The following is a 20,275-nucleotide window of genomic DNA, read 5'->3' as shown; positions in this document are numbered from 1 at the left end:
CATGCTTTCGCCCGCACTGGTCATTGCCTCGTCGTTTGCCTATCTGCTGCTGCTGTTTGCCGTGGCGTACTGGGCCGACCGCCGTGCGCAGGCGAGGCGCTCGGTCATCGCCAACCCCTGGACCTACGCGCTTTCGCTGGGCGTGTACTGCACGGCCTGGACCTATTTCGGCAGCGTGGGGCGCGCCGCTTCGGGCGGGGTGTGGTTTCTGCCCATCTACCTGGGGCCCACGCTGGTCATGGTGCTGGGCTGGATCGTGCTGCGCAAGATGATCCGCATCGCCAAGGCCTACCGCATCACCTCCATTGCCGACTTCATTGCCAGCCGCTATGGCAAAAGCCCGCTGCTGGCCGGGCTGGTGACGCTGATTGCGGTGGTCGGCATCGTGCCCTACATCGCGCTGCAGCTCAAGGCGGTGTCGGCGGGCTATGCCCTGCTGACGGTGCCCGGCGGCGTGGCCGACCCCGCACACTGGAGCCGCGACAGTGCCTTTTATGTGGCGCTGGTGCTGGCCGGCTTTGCCATGGTGTTTGGTGCGCGGCATCTGGACACTACCGAGCGGCACGAGGGCATGGTGGCCGCCATCGCGTTCGAGTCGGTGGTCAAGCTGGTGGCCTTCCTGATGGTCGGCTTCTTTGTGGTGTATGGCCTGTTCGATGGCCTGGGCGACCTGTTCGCCCGCGCGCAGGCGGTGCCGCAGTTGCAGCAGTTGCTGCGCCTGGAGCAGGGCGGTCAGTTCGCCTGGGCGCAGTGGTTCGGGTTGATGCTGCTGTCGATGCTCTCGGTGGTGTTTTTGCCCCGCCAGTTCCAGGTGATGGTGGTGGAGAACGTGCGCGAAGACCACCTGCGCCGCGCGGTTTGGGTGTTTCCGCTCTACATGCTGCTCATCAACCTGTTCGTGCTGCCCATTGCGCTGGGCGGCCTGCTGTACTTCGGGCCGGGGCAGGCCAACGCCGAGAACTTCGTGCTGTCGCTGCCCCTGGCGGCCGGCCAGCACGCGCTGGCGCTGTTCGCGTTTGTTGGGGGGCTGTCTGCGGCGACGGGCATGGTCATCGTGGAAACCGTGGCGGTCTCCACCATGGTCAGCAACGAGCTGGTGCTGCCCCTGCTGCTGCGCTGGCGCCACCTGCGCAGCAGCGGCGGGCAAGACTTCACGCGCCTTCTGCTGGGCATCCGGCGTGCGGCCATTCTCGGCGTGCTGGTGCTGGGCTATGTGTACTTTCACCTCGCGGGCGAGGCGTATGCACTGGTCAGCATCGGGCTCATCAGCTTTGCTGCCGTGGCGCAGTTTGCCCCGGTGGTGCTGGGCGGCATGTACTGGAAGGGCGGAACGCGCCTGGGTGCGCTGGCCGGGCTGCTGGCAGGCTTTTTGATGTGGGCCTACACCCTCATGCTGCCGTCGATTGCCAAGTCGGGCTGGCTCGACATGGGCTTCATCGCCCACGGGCCCTGGGGCCTGGCCTGGCTGCGGCCCGAGCAGTTGCTCGGCCTGCAGGGGTTTGACGGCCTCACCCATTCGCTGTTCTGGAGCATGCTGGCCAATGTGGTGGCCTATGTCGGGGTGTCGCTGTGGCGCGCGCCCTCGGGCCGGGAGGCCAGCCAGGCCCTGCTGTTTGTCGATGTGTTTCAGCGCACGGCCGGCTCCAGCCCGGTGTTCTGGCGCGGGCGGGCCAACACGCAAGACCTGCTGCGCCTGTGCGAGCGTTTTCTGGGAGGGGGCAAGGCGCGGGCGCTGTTCGATGCCTATGCGCAGCGCATGGGTGTCGGCACGGTGCAGGCACTGCGGCCCGATGCCCGCCTGGTGCAGTTTGTCGAAACCCAGCTGGCCGGCGCCGTAGGCAGTGCGTCGGCCCGTGCGCTGGTGGCTTCGGTGGCCGAGGAAGAAACGCTCTCGCCTGAAGACGTGCTGCGCATTCTGGACGAGGCTTCGCAAATTCGCGCCTATTCGCGTGCGCTGGAGGGCAAGTCGCGTTCGCTGGAGCAGGCCACGGCCGAACTGCGCGCGGCCAACGAGCAGTTGCAAAGCTTGGACCGGCTCAAGGACGACTTCATGTCGTCCGTCACGCACGAGCTGCGCACGCCGCTCACGTCCATCCGCGCGCTGGCCGAACTCATGCAGGACGACGCCGGCATGCCCCAGGCCCAGCGCCAGCAGTTCGTGGGCATCATCGTGGCCGAAACCGAGCGCCTGACGCGCCTGGTCAACCAGGTGCTGGACATGGCCAAGATCGAGTCGGGCCATGCCGAATGGGATGTGGCGCCGGTGGATATGCGCGCCCTGGTGGAGCGTGCGGTGGCGACCACGGCCGAGGTGTTCCGCGAGCGCGCGGCCCAGGTGCAGGTGCAGCTGCCCGACGAGGCGCCCGTGCTCCAGGCCGACCCCGACCGCATTCTGCAGGTGCTGTTGAACTTGCTGTCCAACGCCGCCAAGTTCGTGCCCTCGCCCGGGGGGCAGGTGCAGGTGCGCTTGGTGCCCGATGCGCAGGGCGTCACGGTGTGCGTGCAGGACAATGGCCCAGGCGTGCAGCCGGGCCACGAAGCCATGATTTTCGACCGTTTTCACCAGACCGACCTGGGTGTCCAGATGGCGCACGGAACAGGCCTGGGCCTGCCGATCAGCCGCCATATCGCAGAACATTTTGGCGGGCGGCTGTGGCTGGAGCCGAGCGCACAGCCGGGCGCCTGCTTCTGCTTCTGGCTACCCCGCCAGGCCCCCTCATCCGGAGACAAGAACCCATGACGCACAAGATTCTGATTGCCGACGACGAGCCCAACATCGTGATCTCGCTCGAATACCTGCTGCAGCGCGAAGGCTACGCCGTGCTGGTGGCCCGCGACGGGCAGGAGGCACTGGACACCATCGCGCGCGAGCAGCCCGCACTGGTGTTGCTCGACGTGATGATGCCGCACAAGACGGGCTTCGAGGTCTGCCAGGCCGTGCGCGCCGACGAGGCCCTGCAGGCCACCAAAATCCTCATGCTCACGGCCAAGGGCCGCGAGACCGATGTGGCCAAGGGCATGGCCCTGGGCGCCAATGCCTACATGACCAAGCCGTTTTCCACGCGCGAGCTGGTGCAGAAGGTGGCCGAGCTACTCGGGGAGACGCCCGCATGAGAAAGATCGACCCCCGGCTGGTGCTGGCCGTGGCCGCCTCGGGCCTGGTGATGGCGCTGTGGCTGGTGCTGATGTCCGCGATCGTCTGGTCCACGCTCGACCCGCAGGAGCGCCTGGCGGTGGGCGAGGTGCTGGCGCCGCGCACCGTGCTGGTGGCCATGGGCTGGCTGCTGGGCCTGTTTCTGGTGGCGGGCACGCTGCATGTGCTGTACCGCCGTTACGTGGGCGATCCGCACCGCCTGCTGGAAAAAATCCGGGTGGTGGTGACGGCCACCACGCCCCAGCAGCTCACCCCCCGGGGCACCGCCGAAATGCAGGCCATGGCCCGGGCCGTGAACGAGCTGGCCGCCCAGCGCGACCAGTTGCGCGGCGACATGGCCGCCCAGGTGGCCCAGGCCAGCCACAGCGTGCAGCAGGAAAAGAACCGCCTGGCCGCCCTGATGGCCGAACTGAACCAGAGCGTGGTGGTGTGCAACCGCGACGGGCGCATCCTGCTCTACAACCAGCGTGCGCGCCAGCAGTTCCGGCAGCTCTCGCAGGGGCCGGGGCTGGCGGCCGGGGCCGAGCTGATCGGTATCGGCCGGTCGATTTATGCCGTGTTCGACCAGCAGTTGCTGGCCCATGCGCTTGAACGCATCCACCAGGGCATGGCGCGCGGCGTGGCCAGCCCGTCGGCGCAGTTCGTCACCACCACGCAGGGCGGGCAGTTGCTGCGCGTGCAGGTGGCGCCGGTGCGCGCGGCGCTGGCCGAAGAGGGCGGTGAAGAAACGCTGGAGTCCGTGGTGAGCGGCTTTGTGCTGATGCTCGATAACGTGACGGCCAGCGTGGAGGAAGAAGCCGCGCGCGACCAGCTCCTGCACGGCCTGACCGAAGGCAGCCGCGCCTCGCTGGCCAACATCCAGGCGGCGGTGGACATGCTGGGCTATTCCGACCTGGAGCCCGCCATGCGCGAGCGCTTTCTGGGCGTGGTGCGCGAAGAGGTGGGCGCGATGGGGCGGCGCATCACCGACCTGGCGCAGCGCGCCACGCAGCGCCTCAAGACGCGCTGGCCCATGGAGGACATGCTGGGCGCCGACCTGGCCACCGCCGCCCAGCGCCGCATTGCCGCGCAGTGCGACCGGCCGGTGACGCTCGACGCGATCGACGGCAGCCTGTGGCTCAAGGTGGACAGCTACACCCTGCTGCAGGCACTGACCTATCTGGCGCACCGGCTGGTGGATGAGTTTGAGGTGCGCTTTTTGCAGCTGCGGCTGCAGGGCACGGGCACCCATGCTCAGCTCGACCTGGTCTGGAGCGGCCAGGCCATGAGCAATGAAACGGTGATGAACTGGGAGATGGATGCCATGCGATTTGGCGCGGAACGCAGTCCCCTGACCGTGCGCGAAGTGGTCGAGCGCCACGGCGGTGAAATGTGGTTTGAGCGCGAGCGGGTGCGTCACCAGGCGTTCTTCCGCTTCATGCTGCCCCTGGCCAGCGTGCAGGGCGTGGTGGATGCCGCTTTGGGCGAGAGCGAATACAGCCGCCCCGAGTATTACGACTTTGATCTTTTCAAGCAGGCCGACCAGAGCAGCGCGCTGGACGACCGCCCGCTGTCCGAGCTGGCCTACACCGTGTTCGACACCGAAACCACGGGCCTGAACCCGGCCGGCGGCGACGCCATCATCCAGCTCGGTGCGGCCCGCATCGTCAATGGCAAGCTGCTGCGGCAGGAGTGCTTTGAGCAGCTGGTGGACCCGGGGTGCGCCATCCCGGCGGCTTCCATCCCCATCCACGGCATCACCGACGACATGGTGGCCGGCAAGCCGCGCATCGGCGAGGTGCTGCCCGTGTTCCATGCGTTCACGCAAGACACGGTGCTGGTGGCGCACAACGCGGCGTTCGACATGCGCTTTCTGCAGCTGCAGGAGAAGGCCACGGGCGTGGTCTTTCACCAGCCCGTGCTCGACACGCTGCTGCTGTCGGCCGTGGTGCACCCGAACCAGGAGTCGCACCGGCTTGAAGCCATTGCCGAGCGTTTCAACGTCACCGTGCTGGGGCGCCACACGGCGCTGGGCGATGCGCTGGTAACGGCGGAGATCTGGCTGCGGCTGATTCCGCTGCTGCAGGAGCAGGGCATCCACACGCTGCGGCAGGCGCGGGAGGCGGCGCAGAAGACGTATTATGCGCGGTTGAAATATTGAGTGTTTTTGGGGTTTTGATATTGTGGGGTAAGCGCTGGTAGCTATTGTTTTTGTAGTTTATGGTGTGCTTTTTTTGAGGGCGGAGGCCGGGTCTCGCCCCGGCGGGCGAGGTACTTGTTCTTTGCTTCGCCAAAGAAAAGTACCCAAAAGAAAGGCGACCCTCAGTCTGCGACCCCTGCGCTGCGCTCCGGGGCAAACCTGCGTCGGGGCGTTTGCGGGGTGCGCCGCGTAACTCACTGCGCGCTGACGCGCTCCGTTCGAACAAACGCGGCGATGGCCCGTGTGGATGTCCGGTTGCGGGTTCCCTTCTGTGCGTGCCGAGAAGCGCAGGGCAGGGGGTGCGTGCGTGTGCCGCGAAGGACACACGCACTTCGTGCACTGACTCGCCGCAGTTGTTTGAACGGAGCGCTGCAAGCGCGCAGTGAGTTCTGCGGCGCACCCCCTGACCGAGCATCGCAGGTTGCCCGTAGCGCAGCGAAGGGACACGCACAGTAGGGTCGCCTTTTCTTTGGTGACTTTCTTTTGGCGAAGCAAAAGAAAGTTACTGCGCCGCCGGGCGCACCCCCCGGCACCCGCTCTCAAAAAAAGCACAGCAGCAACTATCAAATCAATAGCTGCTAGCGCTTACCCCATAAGCGCCAGACCACAAAACACTCAATATCGCCCCGTCTGATACCGCTGCCCCAACACCCCCTGCAGCGTCTGCACCACCGAGAACGCCTCCTTGAGGTGGCTGCGCTCAAAGTTGGACAGCTCCTCCAGCGCCAGAAAATTGTCGGGCGCCTGCCCCTGCGCGATCTGCCGCGCCTGGTGGTCGATGCGCAGCCGGGACAAAAACTCCAGTGCATCGCGCAGATCGCGTGCGCTTTGTGCACTCACCTCACCCGCCAGTGACGCCACCTCCAGCCGGTCGTGCGTGTTGACCGCCGCAATGCCGCCCGCCAGCGCATACACCCGCGCCAGGTCCACGATGGGCACGATGCCGCTGTGCTTGAGGTCGATGGTGCCCGCGTTTTCGCCGCCACGGATGCGTGCGATGGTGCCAAACATGCCCAGCGGCGGGCGGTGCTTGAGCGAGTTGCTCACCATGTGTGCCAGAAAAAGGCTGTTGCCCCGCGTGCGCTGCAGCACCTCATTGCGCAGCGACTCCAGCAGCGCGGCCTTGCCGTGGATGGCGCGCAGGTCGAAGAACACGCAGGTGAGCATCAACGCCATGGGTTCGGGCTTGTCCACCCACTGGTGAAAGTACTGCGCCCAGCGCTGGCGCGGCTGGCGCCACTTGTCGGTCATGGCCATTATCTCGCCAGGGCAGTGGATGTAGCCGCAAGCCGCCAGGCCATCGCACACGAATCGCGAGAACGCACGAAAGTACTCGCCATGCAGTGCTTCGTCATACCGGTCGTCCAGCACCATGCAGTTGTCCTGGTCGGACCTGGCGGTCTGTTCGCTGCGGGCCTGGGAGCCGGCGGCCACCCACACATAGTCCACCGGCGGCGGGCCCAGCTTCACCTCGGCCAGGTGGATGAGGCGGGTGGTCAGCGCGTCGGTGATGGTGGTGATGATGTGGCCCGTGCTGTAGGCGCTGGCGTCGGCGGCGGCCAGGTGTTGCTGCAGCGCCTTGATTTTGGTGCTGGCCTGTGCCAGGCCCTCCACCGTGGTCTGTTTGTATACATCGCCTGCCAGGTAAACCGCCGATGTGCTGTGTTGTTCCGCCAGATCGGTGGCGGTGATCATGCCGACGATGCGGGTGCCTTCCATCACCGGCACATGGTGGATGTTGTGCCGCGCCATCAGCAGCAGGGCCTCGAATGCAGGGCTTTGTGCCTGCAGTGTCATGGGTGCCAGGGTGGCGATGTCGGACACGGGCCGGTCAATATCCAGCCCCAGTGCGACCACGCGGTTGCGCAGATCGCGGTCTGTGACCAGGCCAAACAGGTGGCCTTTTTCGACCAGCAGCACCGACGACACGCGCAGATCGCGCATTTGCAGTGCAGCGGCGCGGATGCTGGTGTCGGGCGGCAGCGTGATCGGCTCGCGCTTGATGAGCGCGCACACGGGCGTGCCCAGCAGGTTCAGGTGCACACCCGCGCCGGGTGCCTGCGCCGAAGCTGGAGGCTGCCCCATGCTGGGCAGTGATGGAAAGAAATACGCGAGGGCGCCATGGTCGCGGCACAGTGCGGTCACGGTGTCGGGGGCCAGCCAGGCGATGTGGCTGTCGGCCGCGGCAGTGGCCTGCCAGGTGGTGAGGTGTTGTGCCGGGGTGGCGCCAAAGCCGAACATGTCGCCGGGCTGCAAGTGCACGGCCATGTCCAGGTCGGGGTCGTGCAGGTCCACCGCGCCGCTCACGATGAGCCCGGTGCGGCTGTGCAGGCGGCCCTGGGGCAGCAGCGTGGTGCCCACATCCGATGCCTCCAGCCGCCACTGCGGCGCCAGTGTGTCCAGCGTGGCCGTGTCCAGTTGACTCCATACACGGTGGCTGGCCAGCGCCGCCTGAAGGGTGGCGAGGGTGTGAGGGGCAAGGTTCATGGCGGGCGGGACCAGGCAACAGGGAGTGCCATTGTTGCAGCGGTGGTGCGGCGCGGGGGGCAGGGTTGTTACTGGCTTTGACGTGGGTCAACCGGTCGGGCGACCCTGGCCAGTGCGGGGGTGGGGGTGTTTGCCGTAGCATGCGCTCAGCAGCGGGACACCAGGCAAGTGCCACGGGGCCCACCGGCTCGCCATGTCGCGCTGTGCCATCTGGACGCTGTCGCGTTGCCAAGGCATGCCGGCGTTCGCGCATCGGCGCGGCCTTCGCACAACCCTATTTTTTGCGACTTTTGCAGACCATGCCAACGCCTCCACCCTCTGCACCCACGGTTGTATGGTTGCACCCCGAGGCGCCCGCCAAGCCCGTTGAGGGTGCGCCGTGCAACGGCTGTGGCCTGTGTTGCCTGGTGGAGCCTTGCCCGTTGGGTGTGCTGATGTCGCGGCGGCGCACGGGGGCCTGCCTGGCCTTGCGCTGGAGCGATGCCGACCGGCGCTACCTGTGCGGAATGGTGGTCGATCCGGGCGGTGTTACCGGGTGGATGCATCCCCGGGCTGTGCGCTGGCTGGGGCGGCTGGCCCGGCGCTGGATTGCTGCGGGGGCAGGGTGTGATGCCGATGTGCTAGCACACCAGCCCCCAAAATGAGGCTGCGTGCCGGGTGAGTTGCGGCGCTCAGCGCGCCAGGGTCGCCCACGCCTGTGTCAGGCGCTGCACCAGATCCTGGGGGTGCCGCACCAGCGCATAGCCCTGGCTGCCAAACAGCATCGGCAGGTATTCGTGGGCTTCCTGGTCGATGGTGACGCAAAACGGGATCAGGCCCGCATCGCGCGCTTCCTGCACCGCATGGCGGGTATCTTCCAGGCCATAGCGGCCTTCGTAGATGTCGAGGTCGTTGGGCTTGCCGTCGGTCAGCACCAGCAGCAGCCGCTGGCGCTCGGGGCGCGCACCCAGGCGGCGGGTGGCATCGCGCACCGCAGCGCCCATGCGGGTATAGAAACCGGGTTTGAGTGCCCCCACGCGGGAGCGCACGGTGTCGTTCCAGCGCTCGCCAAAGCCCTTGATGTGCTGGATGCGCACATGCTGGCGCCGTACCGAGCTGAAACCCAGCATTTCAAAGGCATCGCCCGTGCCGGAGAGCGCTTCGCCAAACACGTACAGTGCGTCGCGAATCACGTCGATCACGCGGGCGTGGTCGGTGGCGTAGGCGTCGGTGGAGAGCGACAGGTCGGCCAGCAGCAGCGTGGCCAGGCTGCGTTCCGCGCGCTGGCGCCGGATGTACACCGGGGGCGAGTCACTGTGCTGAACACCACCTTGCGATTCGGTCTGAAAGCGCACCCAGGCATCGATGTCGAATTCGTCGCCCGTGGTCTGGCCGCCCTGCCAGCGGGGTGCGGCGCGCAGCACTTCCAGGCGCCGGCGCACGCGCCGCGCCGTGGCGCGCAGGGCCTGCGGTGGCACATAAGGCGTGCCGGGCCGCGCGACCGAGCACTGCACCGAGCAGTGCTCGGGCTGCAACACGCTGCGGCGCCAGTCCCATTCGGGGGTCTTGCGGCCGGGACCCAGGGGCAGGTCGTCGGCCGAGGCGCTGGGCAGGTCCAGGTCGAACTTGATGCGCGAGGCCGTGGTCTGCTCGCCGCGCGCCAGCGACAAGGTGTCCATGTCGTTGGCGGCCGCGGTGGCGTTGGGATCGACCTCATCGTCGGTGCCACGGTCCAGGCGGATCAGCTCGCTCCAGGTGGTGATGGACTCGGTCTTGGCGGCCACCAGCAGCGGGTTGCGCGCCTCTTTCTGTTCTACGCGGCGCGAGCGGCGGCGCGACTTGCTTTCGGCATCGGGCGCGCCGTCGGGACGCTCGCCCGTGCCGTCGCCGGTGTGGCCGGATGTGCCCGCCGCAGCGTTGCCCAGGCCCGCCGTCAGCCACAGCCAGACCGGGGCGACCTGCTGCGGCTCCACGAAGAGCGGGCCGTGGTCATCGCCGCGCAGGGCTGCCTGCACGGCCGCTTCGAAGGGTGCTGCGTCGGCGCGCAGGCGGGCCAGGGGGGGGCGCTGGGCGAGGTGCGCTTGCGCCAGGCGCGCGTGGGAGCTGCGCAGGCCGGCAAAGCGCTGCAGCGCCCGTGCCGTGGCGGCGCGGTTGTCGGCAATCCAGTCGCCCGTGGGTTCAAACACGGCGGCCAGCGCGGCCAGCCAGAGGTAGAGCTCGCGGTTGAGTTCGCGCTGGTCAAACACCGCCAGCTGGGCGGGCAAGGCCAGGGTTTCCCAGTCGAGCACCGGCAGGGGCACGCGGATGCCGCTGCCAGCCAGGCGTTGCAGCCAGCCGCGCGGCCCGCCATGGCGGCTGTCGGCCACCGGGGTCACGCGCACAGCGGCGTCGCCGCCACCGGCGCGGTAGAGCAACGCGATGCTGCGGCGCATTTCTTCCAGGGTGACCTGCGCATGGGTGCGGTCGGGTTCCGCGGCGCGGGTGACGGCGCGGTGCCACCACTGGCCAATCCATTCTTCCATCAGCGCTGCTCCTCGCGCCGCTGGCGCAGGGTTTCGCGCACGGCGTCCAGGCCCACCTTCCATTCGAGGGTCGGGGTGCGGCCCTGGTCGGTCTGCGTGGTATCGCATGCGGACAGGCACTGGCCGCACTGCACACAGGCAAACATCATGCGCTTGATGTTGCGCGGGTTCAGGCGCATGGGGCAGGCGTTGTCGCAGGCGCTGCCGCGTGGCGCGTCGCAGGTCTTGCATTCGCGTGCACGGCTGCGCGTGAACGACACCACCATCGCCTTGGGGTTGGCCATCCAGGCGACGCTCTGGAACAGGCCCACGGCACAGCCGTAGCGGCAAAAAAGGTGCCGCGCGAGGGTGAATTCGAGGGTGAAGACCAGCGTGCCCACGGCCAGAAAGCGCGCCTGGTTGGGGGTGAGGGTGCCGTGCACCAGATTGCCCCAGACCATGGCGGGCGGCAGCAGGTAGGTGAGCAGCGTGATGGCCCAGACGAAGCCAAAGACCAGGCAGGCCGCCAGAAACACCGGCCACCAGCGCTTGTCGGCGGTGCGGCCAGGGCGCGGCGTGGGGGATTTGTCCCACACACTGAGTTTGCCGGTGGCGCGGTGCAGCAGATCGTTGAGGGTTTCGACCAGCGAAAAATGCGGGCACAGCCAGCCGCAATAGAGACGGCCAAAGTGGTAGGCCACGGCCAGAAAACCGACCACCAGGGTGAGCACGGGAATGATGCCGCGCCAGGTGATGGACCATGCCGTTTGCATGGCGCTGGCCTCGCCGCGCATGAACGCATCAATGCCCAGCGACCAGCGAAACCCCAGCACCCACAACTGGGTCTCGGTGAGGTCAAAGCGCAGCAGGTTCAGCGCGGGGGCCAGCAAAAAGATGGCAAAGAAAGACCACTGGAACCAGCGCCGGCGGCGCTGCAGCTGCTGGGTGGTGGGCTGCGCAGCGGATGCACTGCCGTCCTGTGTGCTGCCGGCCCTGGCGGCTCCGGTGGAGCAACCGGAGGCACTGGCACAGCTGGAACAGTCAGTTGTCATCGCCCACCACGGCGCGCACCACCTCGTTGAGTGCGAGCAGGGTCTCGGTGTCGTCGGTCAGCGCCTCCACCACGGCGGCACGGCAGGCTTCGCGCAGGGGCAGGCCCGAAGCGACCAGGCGCGCCGCCATGACCAGCAGGCGGGTGCTGGCGGTTTCTTCGAGGTCGTGGTCGGTGAGGCGGCGCAGTGCCTGGGCGAGTTGCACCAGGCGCGCGGCCAGTGCCGGTGAGGCGTGGCCTTCGCGCTCCAGGATGGCGCGCTCGATCGCCGGGGCCGGGTAGTCCAGCGCCAGGGCGGTGAAGCGTTGGCGTGTGCTGGGCTTGAGGCCCTTGAGCAGATTCTGGTAGCCCGGGTTGTAGGAGATGACGAGCATGAACTCGGGTGGTGCCTTGAGCAGCTCGCCCGTGCGCTCGATTGGCAGCAGGCGCCGGTCGTCGGCCAGCGGATGCAGCACGACGGTGGTGTCCTTGCGGGCCTCCACCACTTCGTCCAGGTACAAAATGGCGCCTTCGCGCACGGCGCGGGTGAGCGGCCCGTCGGCCCAGACGGTGTTGCCCTGTCCGATCAGATGGCGACCGACGAGGTCGGCCGCGCTCAGGTCGTCGTGGCACGAGACAGTGATCAGGGGGCGCGCCAGGCGCGCCGCCATGTGTTCGACAAAACGGGTCTTGCCGCAACCCGTGGGGCCTTTGATCAGCAGCGGCAGCTGCTGATCAAAGCAATGGGCAAAGAGCGCACATTCGCTCCCCTGGGCTGCGTAAAACGGTGCATCGCCCGCAACAGGGCCTGCGCCCAGCGCGTTGCTGTTGCCTGGGGTTTGGGAGGCCGCTGCGTGGGCGTGGGATTGCATGGCTCAGGCCTGTTGCAGACGGCTGCCGCTGGCGCTGAAGTTGCTTGCTTCGTCAGCCGATGGGCCAATGAAGAAGCTCGACAGGTAGGTCAGCAGACCGATCAGGAACATGACGCCGCCCGCCACACGCGTCCAGTAGAAGAACACCAACTGGTCTTGCGTGGCCATGAAGGACATCGCTGCGCCCGAAGCGGGCATGCGCTGCAGCCAGACTTGCAGGATGCCTGCGCCGCTGAGGGCCAGCACCATGACGGCCATGCCGATGCTCATGATCCAGAAGCTCCACATTTCCACGCGCTGTGCGTGCTTGGGGTTGGCTTCGCGGCCGCGCAGGATGGGCATGGAGTAGCTGATGATGGCCAGAACGACCAGCACGTAAGCGCCGTAGAAGGCCAGGTGGCCGTGGGCCGCCGTAACTTGCGAGCCGTGCGTGTAGAAGTTGACCCAGCTGAGCGTGTGGATGAAGCCCCAGACGCCTGCGCCCAGGAAGGCGATGACAGCGGTACCCACGGCCCACAGCACGGCGGCCTGGTTGGGGTGTTCACGGCGGCGGCGCTGCACCATGTTGAAGGCAAACAGCGTCATCATGAAGAATGGAATGGGCTCCAGTGCGGAGAACACGCCACCCACCCAGTGCCAGTAGCCTGGCAGGCCGATGAAGTAGAAGTGGTGGCCCGTGCCCAGAATGCCCGAGATCAGCGCGAAGGCGACGATCATGTACATCCACTTGTCGATCACTTCACGGTCAACCCCGGTGGTCTTGATGAGCACGAAGGCCAGCAGAGAGGCCATGATCAGCTCCCAGGTGCCTTCCACCCACAGGTGCACCACGAACCACCAGTACATCTTGTCGCGCACCAGGTTGCTGGGGTTGACGAAGCTGAACAGGAACAGCAGCGCCAGGCCCCACAGGCCGAGCAGCAGCACCAGGGTGATGGCGGTCTTGCGGCCCTTGAGCACGGTCATGCTGATGTTGAACAAAAAGCCCAGCGCCACGACCACGATGCCGACCTTGGTGGGCAGGGGTTGCTCCAGGAATTCGCGCCCCATGGTGGCCAGCAGGTCGTTGCCGGTCATCTGCGCCAGCGTGGCGTAGGGCACCAGCAGGTAGCCCAGGATGGTGGCGGCGCCGGCAGCCAGGAAGATCCAGAACAGAATCTTGGCGAAGAGCGGGCTCCAGAGCTCGGTTTCACTCTCTTCGGGCACCATGTAGTAGGCGGCGCCCATGAAGCCGAACAGCAGCCACACGATCAGCAGGTTGGTGTGAACCATGCGGGCGATGTTGAAGGGAATGGCCGGGAACATCAGGTCGCCGATCACGTATTGCAGGCCGAGCGTCAGACCGAAGAGGATCTGGCCGGTGAACAGTCCCAGCGCCGCGATGAAGTACAGCTTGGCGACTGACTGCGATTGGTATTTAAGGGTTGCGGGTTGCATTTTTGTGTCCTTGAATGTGAGATCTCAGTGCACTGAGATGCTTACCCTTCGATATTGGGTGGCCACTTCTCGGCATCGATGCCATTGGTCCACCGCAGGAACTCGACCAGATCGTCCAGCTGTGCTTCGGTGAAGTTGAACTGCGGCATCTGCCGGCGCCCCGGCGTGTGCGTGGGCATGGCTTTTATCCAGCCCTTGATGAAATCAGGGCCCCGACGTGCATAGACGTTACCCAGCTCAGGCGCGAAATACGCCCCTTCGCCCAGCAACGTATGGCAGCCGATGCAGTTGCGCGTCTCCCAGAGATGCTTGCCGCGGACTACAGCCTCCGTGATTTCGCCCGACTTGGAGCGCTCGGGGATCTTGGTTTCGGTGTGGAAAATGAGACTCGCAAACACGAGCACGAAAAAAACCGTGCCCCCGTAAAAAATGTTGCGCGCCATCTGGCTCGTGAAGCCTTGACTCATGGTGTACCTCATGCAGTGATGAATCCGCATCGTAATGACTTAGCGGGTCGAAAGGTTGATTAGAATCAATAAGATTCATGCGAAATGAATCTTACATTGATCCAATGCCTCTGAGTGCATTGCGCGAAAAAAATGCAAACCCAGAGTTGCTTGTGTGCAACTCCCCGCGAACGGCGGCCGATCATCAGACAGGATGTGTTTCATGCATGACCCTATTTCCTCGACTTTTTCACCTGCAGGCCGGGCGGCGCGCCCGGTGTCGGGTGCGGCCGGCGGTGCTGGCACCCGTGCGCACTTTCAGGGTGCCGCGCCCAGGCTCCGTGGTGACCTGGGTGTCTGGCTGGTCATTCTGTTGGAGTTGTTGACCTTTGCCATCCTCTTTGTGTCCTTTGCCTTTGCCCGCACGCGGGAGGTGGCGCTGTTCAATGCCTCGCAAGCCACGCTCAACCTGAACGCCGGTGCGCTCAACACCGTGCTGCTGATCTCGGGCAGCTGGTGCGTGGCCAGCGCGGTGGCCGCCGTGCGGCGCGATGCCTCGGCGGTGGGCGCGCGCTGGCTGCTGGGAGCGCTGGTCTGCGGGGGCGGCTTTATGGTGGTCAAGCTGGGCGAATACGCGCAGAAGCTGGCCTCTGGTGTGGATCTGTCGACCAATACTTTCTACATGTTCTACCTCCTCTTGACCGGCTTCCACTTTCTGCATGTGGTGGTGGGCATGCTGGCGCTGGGTTATCTGTGGGTGAAAACGCGGCGGGGGCGCTACGGCAGCCAGGATTGCCACGCCCTCGAGACGGGTGCTGCGTTCTGGCACATGGTCGATCTGCTGTGGATCGTGCTGTTTCCGCTGGTTTATGTGATGCGTTGAGGACCTTGAAAATGCATGCTCTTTCTCTCACCCGGATCTGGTTGATCTTGCTGGCCATCACCGCCGCCACTTACTGGATTGGCGAGGCGGGCCTGACCGGCCATGGCTCCATGGGGCCTGTGCTGGCCATGTTTGCCCTGGCGTTCGCCAAGGGCTTGCTGGTGTGCCTGGATTTTCTCGAACTGCGGCATGCGCCCGCCTTGTGGCGCTGGCTGGTGGCGGGCTGGCTGGCGCTGGTGCTGGTGCTGATCGTGCTGGCGTACTGGATCGGCTTGCCATAAAGGCGCAGTGATGCGGGGTGACCACTGACGGCGTCATTCCATTGACATGGGGGTGTCATGGGGCGTGGGCAGCATGGCCTGCTCTTTCCAGGAACCCCATTCCCATGACGCTGCCCAGTGCACTGAATGACCACGACGACCTGGTGCGGCGCATCGCGAGCGATCTGGTGGACAGCTACGACGAAGAGATCGAGCTGGAACTGGAAGGCCGCCATGTCGCCGACCGGGGTGAGCGCCAGGCCTATTTCAGGGAGCTGTTTCGCCTGCAGGGCGAGCTGGTCAAGCTCCAGGACTGGGTGCAGTACACGCGCAAGAAGGTGGTGATCCTGTTCGAGGGGCGCGATGCCGCCGGCAAGGGCGGTGTCATCAAACGCATCACCCAGCGCCTGAACCCGCGTGTGGTGCGCGTGGCCGCGCTGCCCGCGCCCAACGACCGCGAGCGCACGCAGTGGTACTTCCAACGCTATGTGGCGCACCTGCCCGCTGCGGGCGAGATGGTGCTGTTTGACCGCAGCTGGTACAACCGCGCGGGCGTCGAGCGCGTGATGGACTTTTGCACCGACGACGAATACGAAGAGTTCTTCCGCACCGTGCCCGAGTTCGAGAAGATGCTCGTGCGCTCGGGCATCACGCTCATCAAGTACTGGTTCTCCATCACCGACGACGAACAGCACCTGCGCTTTCTGGGCCGCATCCACGACCCGCTCAAACAGTGGAAACTGAGCCCCATGGACCTGGAAAGCCGCGTGCGCTGGGAGGCCTACACCAAGGCCAAGGAAACCATGCTGGAGCGCACCCACATCCCCGAGGCGCCTTGGTGGGTGGTGCAGGCGGTGGACAAGAAAAAGGCGCGCCTGAACTGCATTGCGCACCTGCTGGACCAGCTGCAGTACCACGAAGTGCCGCACGCCCCGGTGGAGCTGCCTGCGCGGGAGCGCAACCCCGAATACCTGCGCCAGCCGGTGCCCGCCGAGATGTACGTGCCCCAGCGGTACTGAGCGCGGTCTCCATCCGCTGCCGCCTTGGCGACAGCCGCTCGGTGCTTTCCTCCGTGCCGTGGCGCGGAAATTGCGTTCCAATGGGGTTTTTCGTCTCTTGAGGATCGCCACATGCAACGCCGACACATCATCCAATGGGGCGCAGCCGCCATGGCCGCCGCCACCCTGGGCTCCGCCAGCGCCCAGAGTTTTCCGGTCAAACCGATCAAGCTCGTGATTGCCTTCCCCGCAGGCGGCCCCACCGACATCACCATGCGCGTGCTGGCTGAGAACGCCGGCCGCATCCTGGGCCAGCCCGTGATCGTGGAAAACAAGCCCGGTGCCGGAGGCACGCTGCCGGCGCAAGCCTTGCAAGGGGCTGCCGCTGACGGGTACACCATCGCCCAGATTCCCCTGGGCGTGTTCCGCATGCCCTACACCACCAAGATCAACTGGGACCCGGTCAAGGACATCAGCTACGTGCTCAACGTCACCGGCTATGCGTTCGGCATCGTGGTGCCGGCCGATTCACCGCTGAAGACCTGGACGCACTTTGTGGCCTGGGCCAAGGCCAATCCGGGCAAGCTCAGCTATGGCTCCACCGGCACCATGACCAGCCCGCACCTGACGACCGAACTGATCGCGCAAAAGCTTGGCATCGAACTGCTGCATGTGCCCTACAAGGGCAGTGCCGACCTGATGCAATCCATTCTGGGTGGCAACATCATGGCGGCGGCCGACTCCACGGGCTTTGCCCCGCAGGTCGAAGCGGGCAAGCTGCGCGTGCTCAACACCTGGGGGGCCGAACGTCTGGCCAAGTTTCCTGATGCACCCACACTCAAGGAACTGGGCCTGGACATCGTCCAGAACTCGCCGTTCGGCATTGGTGCGCCCAAGGGCACGCCAGCGCCCGTGGTCAAGCGCCTGCACGACGCGTTCAAGCAGGCCATGGAGCAAGAGAGCTACCGCACGGCGCTGGCGCGCTATGACATGGTGCCCATTTACATGGGCACGGCGGCGTACCAGAAGTTCGCGCAGGACACTTTTGCGCGCGAGAAGGCGCTGGTGGAAAAGCTGGGCCTGGCGAAGGTGCAGTAATGCTATTTATTCAATAGCTATTTGTGCAGGTGTTGCGCGCACAATGGCCGGAAAAGACATCCAGTTTTTGTCCGGCCGCTCAATCCAGACCGAGTTCCCGGGCGTCTTCCAGGTGGGCATCCCAGGCCCCGCTGATGCGCGGGTCCGGATCGCGCGTCAGGTAGTTGCTGCCACGGGCGGCCCGCAAGATCAGCGCGCCCCCGGCGGCGGCCTGCAGCGCGGCCGTGCCGCGGCGTTCCGAGCGCAGGGAGACGGCGATCAGGGCCAGCCCCAGGCCGGCGACCATGAGATTTTCACTGGGCAGGCGTGCCCTGGTCCGGTCGATGGCCTGCCAGTGTCGGAGAGTGTTGATCAAGTCCATGCCGAACTCTAGCGCAGCTTGGGTGTGCCGGAGCACCGCCGGCCTTGCCGGATGGCATCAACGTGTCGCCAGCACCGCGCGCGCGACCTCCGCAAAACCCGCGCCGCGCTCGCCCTGCGTCACATAGCGCGGCAGATGCGCCAGTTGCGGCACAAAGCGCGCAATGTTGGCCACGCCCACGCTGCGGGGAAAGTGCTGGAACATGAGCTGGTCGTTGGTGGAGTCGCCCACATACACCCAGCGGTCGATCTCGGCATCCAGGTCGCGCCCGAACAGTTCGCGCACGATCCAGCGGGCGCCCTCCAGCTTGTTGTGCGCGCCAAACCAGCCGTTGATGTGGATGCTGCTCACCGTGGCGTTCATGTCCGCGCTGCGCATGATGCGCACGGCGTGGGCGATGGCATCCGGCGGCAGATGGGTGAATTCGCTGTGATCGATGGCGATGTCGGTCTCGCGGCCCGGCGAGTCCGTGGCGCGGTGGGCACCGGGCACCTCGCGCTCGACCTGCGCCAGAACCTGCTGCATGCGCGCGTAGTTGGCCGCCCGCGTGGCAGCGTCCTGTTGGTATGTTTTTGATAGCTGCTCACGCCTTTCTTGATTGCGCAACAGCCCATTTTCATTCGCAGCGTTGGCAACGCGCCGCAACGCCACGGCGCCGTTTTCCGCCACGATGGCGTCCACGGGCCAGGTGGCGGCAAATGGCTCGCTCCAGCCCACGGGCCGACCGGTGATGGGGATCACATGCAGGCCGCCGGCCTGGAGCGCCGCCAGGGCCTGCAGCGCATCGGGCGTGATGGCACCGTCGGTGGTCAGGGTGTCGTCGATGTCGGTGAACACGCCCAGCAGTTGCCCAGGCGCCGGCACCGGCCATTCGCTCAGGGCGCGCATCCATGCCGTCATGGTCGCCGCTGTCAGTGGTTGCTGTCCAGCGCCAGGCCCGCGTGCTCGCGCAGCGGATGGAAGTGGATTTTCGGAAACCGCTCCTGCGCCAGCCGCACGTCATACGGCGAGGTGCACAGGTAGGCCAATGCGTTGGCCGCATCGTGCGACAGGCGCATGGGATAGGCGTCGGTGAAGGCACGCAGGTCGGCCGGGCTGTCGGCGGTGATCCAGCGCGCGCCGGTGTACTGGCAACCTTCCAGGCGCACATCGGCGTCGTATTCGGCCTTCAGGCGGTGCTGCACCACTTCAAACTGCAGCTGGCCCACGGCGCCCAGCAGCATGGGGCCGCCCACGTCGGGCCGGAAGACCTGGATGGCGCCTTCCTCGCCCAGCTGCGCCAGGCCTTGCTGCAGCTGCTTGGTGCGCAGCGGGTTTTTCAGGATGACGGTCATGAACAGCTCGGGGGCGAAGAACGGCAGGCCCGTGAACTGCAGGTTGGCGCCGTCGGTGATGGTGTCACCCAGCTGCACGCCGCCGTGCGTGGTGAAGCCGATGATGTCGCCCGCGTAGGCCTCTTCGACCGCCTCGCGGCGCTGGCTCATGAAGGTCACCACACTGGTCGGGCGCAGTTCCTTGGCGGTGCGCTGCACCTTGAGCTTCATGCCCGGGGTGTACTTGCCCGAGGCCACGCGCACAAAGGCGATGCGGTCGCGGTGGTTGGCGTCCATGTTGGCCTGCACCTTGAACACCACGCCGGCAAAGCCTTCGTCTTCGGGCTGGATGACTTTGACCACGGGCTGCTTGTTCACCTGCAGCGTGCTGGTGCGCGGGCCGGGCGGGGGAGACATGTCCACCACGGCGTCCAGCACCTCCATCACACCGAAGTTGTTCACGCCGGAGCCGAAGAACACGGGCGTGAGCTTGCCGGCCAGAAACTCTTCGTCGTTCCAGGCGGCCGAGGCGCCGACGGCCAGTTCCATGCTCTCCAGCGCATCGTCGAAGGTCTGGCCAAAGCGCTGGCGCAGCCGGTCGGCCTCGGCCAGCGGGATCACTTCAAAGTCTTTCGGACCCCGGTCGCTGCCGGGGGTGAACACCGTCATGCTCTGCGTGCGCAGGTTGATGATGCCGCCAAAGCTCTTGCCCTGGCCCACCGGCCAGGTGATGGGGCAGCAGGGCATGCCCAGCTCGCGCTCGACCTCGTCCAGGATGTCCAGCGGGTCGCGCACCTCGCGGTCCATCTTGTTGACGAAGGTGATGATGGGCGTGTCGCGCTGGCGGCAGACCTCGATCAGGCGGCGCGTCTGCGCTTCCACGCCGTTGGCGGCGTCGATCACCATCAGGGCCGAGTCCACGGCGGTGAGCACGCGGTAGGTGTCTTCCGAGAAGTCCTTGTGGCCGGGCGTGTCGAGCAGGTTGATGACGTGGTCGCGGTACAGCATCTGCATGACCGAGCTGGCCACCGAGATGCCGCGCTGCTTTTCGATCTCCATCCAGTCCGAGGTGGCGTGGCGGCTGGCCTTGCGACCCTTGACGGCGCCGGCGATCTGGATTGCGCCCGAGAACAGCAGCAGCTTTTCCGTCAGCGTCGTTTTACCGGCGTCGGGGTGGGAAATGATGGCAAAGGTACGGCGGCGCCGGGTTTCGGCAAGAAAGGGTGCGGACATGCAGGCGGTGGCCGCGCCCCGGGGCGGCGGCCAAGTCAAAAGGG

At 66.1% G+C, this 20,275-nt stretch carries 17 protein-coding genes; 8 read left to right on the top strand and 9 right to left on the bottom strand.

The annotated features are described in order from the left end of the window. Window position 1 precedes the first annotated feature (1 nt). Genes AC1Q5S_RS03125 through AC1Q5S_RS03115 form a run of 3 tightly spaced genes read left to right on the top strand, consistent with a single transcriptional unit; the run spans window position 2 to window position 5,294 of the window. A complete protein-coding gene (locus AC1Q5S_RS03125) occupies window positions 2-2,740 on the top strand; it encodes an ATP-binding protein (RefSeq protein WP_492238315.1) in 2,739 nt (912 codons plus the stop codon). Further along, entirely contained in the window at window positions 2,737-3,114 is a 378-nt protein-coding gene (locus AC1Q5S_RS03120; protein ID WP_303835693.1) for a response regulator transcription factor, read from the top strand. The genes AC1Q5S_RS03125 and AC1Q5S_RS03120 overlap by 4 nt, the downstream gene beginning before the upstream one ends. Continuing rightward, a complete protein-coding gene (locus AC1Q5S_RS03115; protein WP_492238314.1) occupies window positions 3,111-5,294 on the top strand; it encodes a 3'-5' exonuclease in 2,184 nt (727 codons plus the stop codon). Before AC1Q5S_RS03120 ends, AC1Q5S_RS03115 begins: the two co-directional genes overlap by 4 nt. Before the next feature lie 654 nt (window positions 5,295-5,948). Here AC1Q5S_RS03115 and AC1Q5S_RS03110 read toward each other — a convergent pair. Next, window positions 5,949-7,820, bottom strand: coding sequence for a putative nucleotidyltransferase substrate binding domain-containing protein (locus AC1Q5S_RS03110; RefSeq protein WP_492238313.1), 1,872 nt, complete (start codon window positions 7,818-7,820; stop codon window positions 5,949-5,951). Between the two features lie 299 nt (window positions 7,821-8,119). Between AC1Q5S_RS03110 and AC1Q5S_RS03105 the strand changes: the two genes are divergently transcribed. Then, window positions 8,120-8,464, top strand: a complete 345-nt coding sequence (locus AC1Q5S_RS03105; RefSeq protein ID WP_303835699.1) for a hypothetical protein — start codon at window positions 8,120-8,122, stop codon at window positions 8,462-8,464. A gap of 27 nt (window positions 8,465-8,491) precedes the next feature. Here the strand turns inward: AC1Q5S_RS03105 and AC1Q5S_RS03100 are convergent, their stop codons facing one another. Genes AC1Q5S_RS03100 through AC1Q5S_RS03080 form a run of 5 tightly spaced genes read right to left on the bottom strand, consistent with a single transcriptional unit; the run spans window position 8,492 to window position 14,106 of the window. Next, the gene (locus AC1Q5S_RS03100; protein WP_492238312.1) at window positions 8,492-10,321 is read right to left on the bottom strand and encodes a nitric oxide reductase activation protein NorD; all 1,830 of its coding nucleotides are present in this window, start codon (window positions 10,319-10,321) and stop codon (window positions 8,492-8,494) included. Further along, complete coding sequence (locus AC1Q5S_RS03095; protein WP_492238311.1) at window positions 10,321-11,352, bottom strand: 4Fe-4S binding protein; 1,032 nt, start codon at window positions 11,350-11,352, stop codon at window positions 10,321-10,323. Before AC1Q5S_RS03095 ends, AC1Q5S_RS03100 begins: the two co-directional genes overlap by 1 nt. After that, window positions 11,342-12,202, bottom strand: a complete 861-nt coding sequence (locus AC1Q5S_RS03090) for a CbbQ/NirQ/NorQ/GpvN family protein (protein WP_303835704.1) — start codon at window positions 12,200-12,202, stop codon at window positions 11,342-11,344. Before AC1Q5S_RS03090 ends, AC1Q5S_RS03095 begins: the two co-directional genes overlap by 11 nt. 3 nt (window positions 12,203-12,205) lie before the next feature. Beyond that, window positions 12,206-13,639, bottom strand: a complete 1,434-nt coding sequence (locus AC1Q5S_RS03085) for a cbb3-type cytochrome c oxidase subunit I (protein ID WP_303835706.1) — start codon at window positions 13,637-13,639, stop codon at window positions 12,206-12,208. A gap of 41 nt (window positions 13,640-13,680) precedes the next feature. Next, complete coding sequence (locus AC1Q5S_RS03080; RefSeq protein WP_092699546.1) at window positions 13,681-14,106, bottom strand: c-type cytochrome; 426 nt, start codon at window positions 14,104-14,106, stop codon at window positions 13,681-13,683. A gap of 202 nt (window positions 14,107-14,308) precedes the next feature. Between AC1Q5S_RS03080 and AC1Q5S_RS03075 the strand changes: the two genes are divergently transcribed. From AC1Q5S_RS03075 to AC1Q5S_RS03060, 4 genes are all read left to right on the top strand, one after another. Continuing rightward, window positions 14,309-14,968: a cytochrome c oxidase subunit 3 family protein gene (locus AC1Q5S_RS03075; RefSeq protein ID WP_422204718.1), complete on the top strand. Its 660-nt coding sequence runs from the start codon at window positions 14,309-14,311 to the stop codon at window positions 14,966-14,968. Between the two features lie 11 nt (window positions 14,969-14,979). After that, complete coding sequence (locus tag AC1Q5S_RS03070; RefSeq protein ID WP_422204720.1) at window positions 14,980-15,249, top strand: cytochrome C oxidase subunit IV family protein; 270 nt, start codon at window positions 14,980-14,982, stop codon at window positions 15,247-15,249. Between the two features lie 104 nt (window positions 15,250-15,353). Then, window positions 15,354-16,247: a polyphosphate kinase 2 gene (ppk2, locus tag AC1Q5S_RS03065; RefSeq protein WP_492238310.1), complete on the top strand. Its 894-nt coding sequence runs from the start codon at window positions 15,354-15,356 to the stop codon at window positions 16,245-16,247. A 111-nt stretch (window positions 16,248-16,358) separates the two neighbouring features. Continuing rightward, window positions 16,359-17,324 (top strand): tripartite tricarboxylate transporter substrate binding protein, encoded by a 966-nt coding sequence (locus tag AC1Q5S_RS03060; RefSeq protein ID WP_422204724.1) that lies wholly within the window; start codon window positions 16,359-16,361, stop codon window positions 17,322-17,324. A 79-nt stretch (window positions 17,325-17,403) separates the two neighbouring features. Here AC1Q5S_RS03060 and AC1Q5S_RS03055 read toward each other — a convergent pair whose 3' ends face one another. Genes AC1Q5S_RS03055 through AC1Q5S_RS03045 form a run of 3 tightly spaced genes read right to left on the bottom strand, consistent with a single transcriptional unit; the run spans window position 17,404 to window position 20,231 of the window. Next, on the bottom strand, window positions 17,404-17,685 hold the full coding sequence (locus AC1Q5S_RS03055) for a hypothetical protein (RefSeq protein WP_092699552.1): 282 nt from the start codon (window positions 17,683-17,685) through the stop codon (window positions 17,404-17,406). 57 nt (window positions 17,686-17,742) lie between these two features. Next, window positions 17,743-18,573: an HAD-IIB family hydrolase gene (locus AC1Q5S_RS03050; RefSeq protein ID WP_303835732.1), complete on the bottom strand. Its 831-nt coding sequence runs from the start codon at window positions 18,571-18,573 to the stop codon at window positions 17,743-17,745. A 23-nt stretch (window positions 18,574-18,596) separates the two neighbouring features. Continuing rightward, window positions 18,597-20,231, bottom strand: coding sequence for a peptide chain release factor 3 (locus tag AC1Q5S_RS03045; protein WP_303835716.1), 1,635 nt, complete (start codon window positions 20,229-20,231; stop codon window positions 18,597-18,599). Window positions 20,232-20,275 lie beyond the last annotated feature (44 nt).

It is taken from the genome of Acidovorax sp. GW835-FHT14B10 (assembly GCF_058793725.1).
This window is presented reverse-complemented; position numbering and strand designations above follow the sequence as displayed.

What these genes read in the sequence shown, in the direction of transcription:
- AC1Q5S_RS03125 (WP_492238315.1), top strand. Translation starts at nt 2, where the DNA reads ATGCTTTCGCCCGCACTGGTCATTGCCTCGTCGTTTGCCTATCTGCTG.
- AC1Q5S_RS03120 (WP_303835693.1), top strand. Translation starts at nt 2,737, where the DNA reads ATGACGCACAAGATTCTGATTGCCGACGACGAGCCCAACATCGTGATC.
- AC1Q5S_RS03115 (WP_492238314.1), top strand. Translation starts at nt 3,111, where the DNA reads ATGAGAAAGATCGACCCCCGGCTGGTGCTGGCCGTGGCCGCCTCGGGC.
- AC1Q5S_RS03110 (WP_492238313.1), bottom strand. Translation starts at nt 7,820, where the DNA reads ATGAACCTTGCCCCTCACACCCTCGCCACCCTTCAGGCGGCGCTGGCC.
- AC1Q5S_RS03105 (WP_303835699.1), top strand. Translation starts at nt 8,120, where the DNA reads ATGCCAACGCCTCCACCCTCTGCACCCACGGTTGTATGGTTGCACCCC.
- AC1Q5S_RS03100 (WP_492238312.1), bottom strand. Translation starts at nt 10,321, where the DNA reads ATGGAAGAATGGATTGGCCAGTGGTGGCACCGCGCCGTCACCCGCGCC.
- AC1Q5S_RS03095 (WP_492238311.1), bottom strand. Translation starts at nt 11,352, where the DNA reads ATGACAACTGACTGTTCCAGCTGTGCCAGTGCCTCCGGTTGCTCCACC.
- AC1Q5S_RS03090 (WP_303835704.1), bottom strand. Translation starts at nt 12,202, where the DNA reads ATGCAATCCCACGCCCACGCAGCGGCCTCCCAAACCCCAGGCAACAGC.
- AC1Q5S_RS03085 (WP_303835706.1), bottom strand. Translation starts at nt 13,639, where the DNA reads ATGCAACCCGCAACCCTTAAATACCAATCGCAGTCAGTCGCCAAGCTG.
- AC1Q5S_RS03080 (WP_092699546.1), bottom strand. Translation starts at nt 14,106, where the DNA reads ATGAGTCAAGGCTTCACGAGCCAGATGGCGCGCAACATTTTTTACGGG.
- AC1Q5S_RS03075 (WP_422204718.1), top strand. Translation starts at nt 14,309, where the DNA reads ATGCATGACCCTATTTCCTCGACTTTTTCACCTGCAGGCCGGGCGGCG.
- AC1Q5S_RS03070 (WP_422204720.1), top strand. Translation starts at nt 14,980, where the DNA reads ATGCATGCTCTTTCTCTCACCCGGATCTGGTTGATCTTGCTGGCCATC.
- ppk2 (WP_492238310.1), top strand. Translation starts at nt 15,354, where the DNA reads ATGACGCTGCCCAGTGCACTGAATGACCACGACGACCTGGTGCGGCGC.
- AC1Q5S_RS03060 (WP_422204724.1), top strand. Translation starts at nt 16,359, where the DNA reads ATGCAACGCCGACACATCATCCAATGGGGCGCAGCCGCCATGGCCGCC.
- AC1Q5S_RS03055 (WP_092699552.1), bottom strand. Translation starts at nt 17,685, where the DNA reads ATGGACTTGATCAACACTCTCCGACACTGGCAGGCCATCGACCGGACC.
- AC1Q5S_RS03050 (WP_303835732.1), bottom strand. Translation starts at nt 18,573, where the DNA reads ATGCGCGCCCTGAGCGAATGGCCGGTGCCGGCGCCTGGGCAACTGCTG.
- AC1Q5S_RS03045 (WP_303835716.1), bottom strand. Translation starts at nt 20,231, where the DNA reads ATGTCCGCACCCTTTCTTGCCGAAACCCGGCGCCGCCGTACCTTTGCC.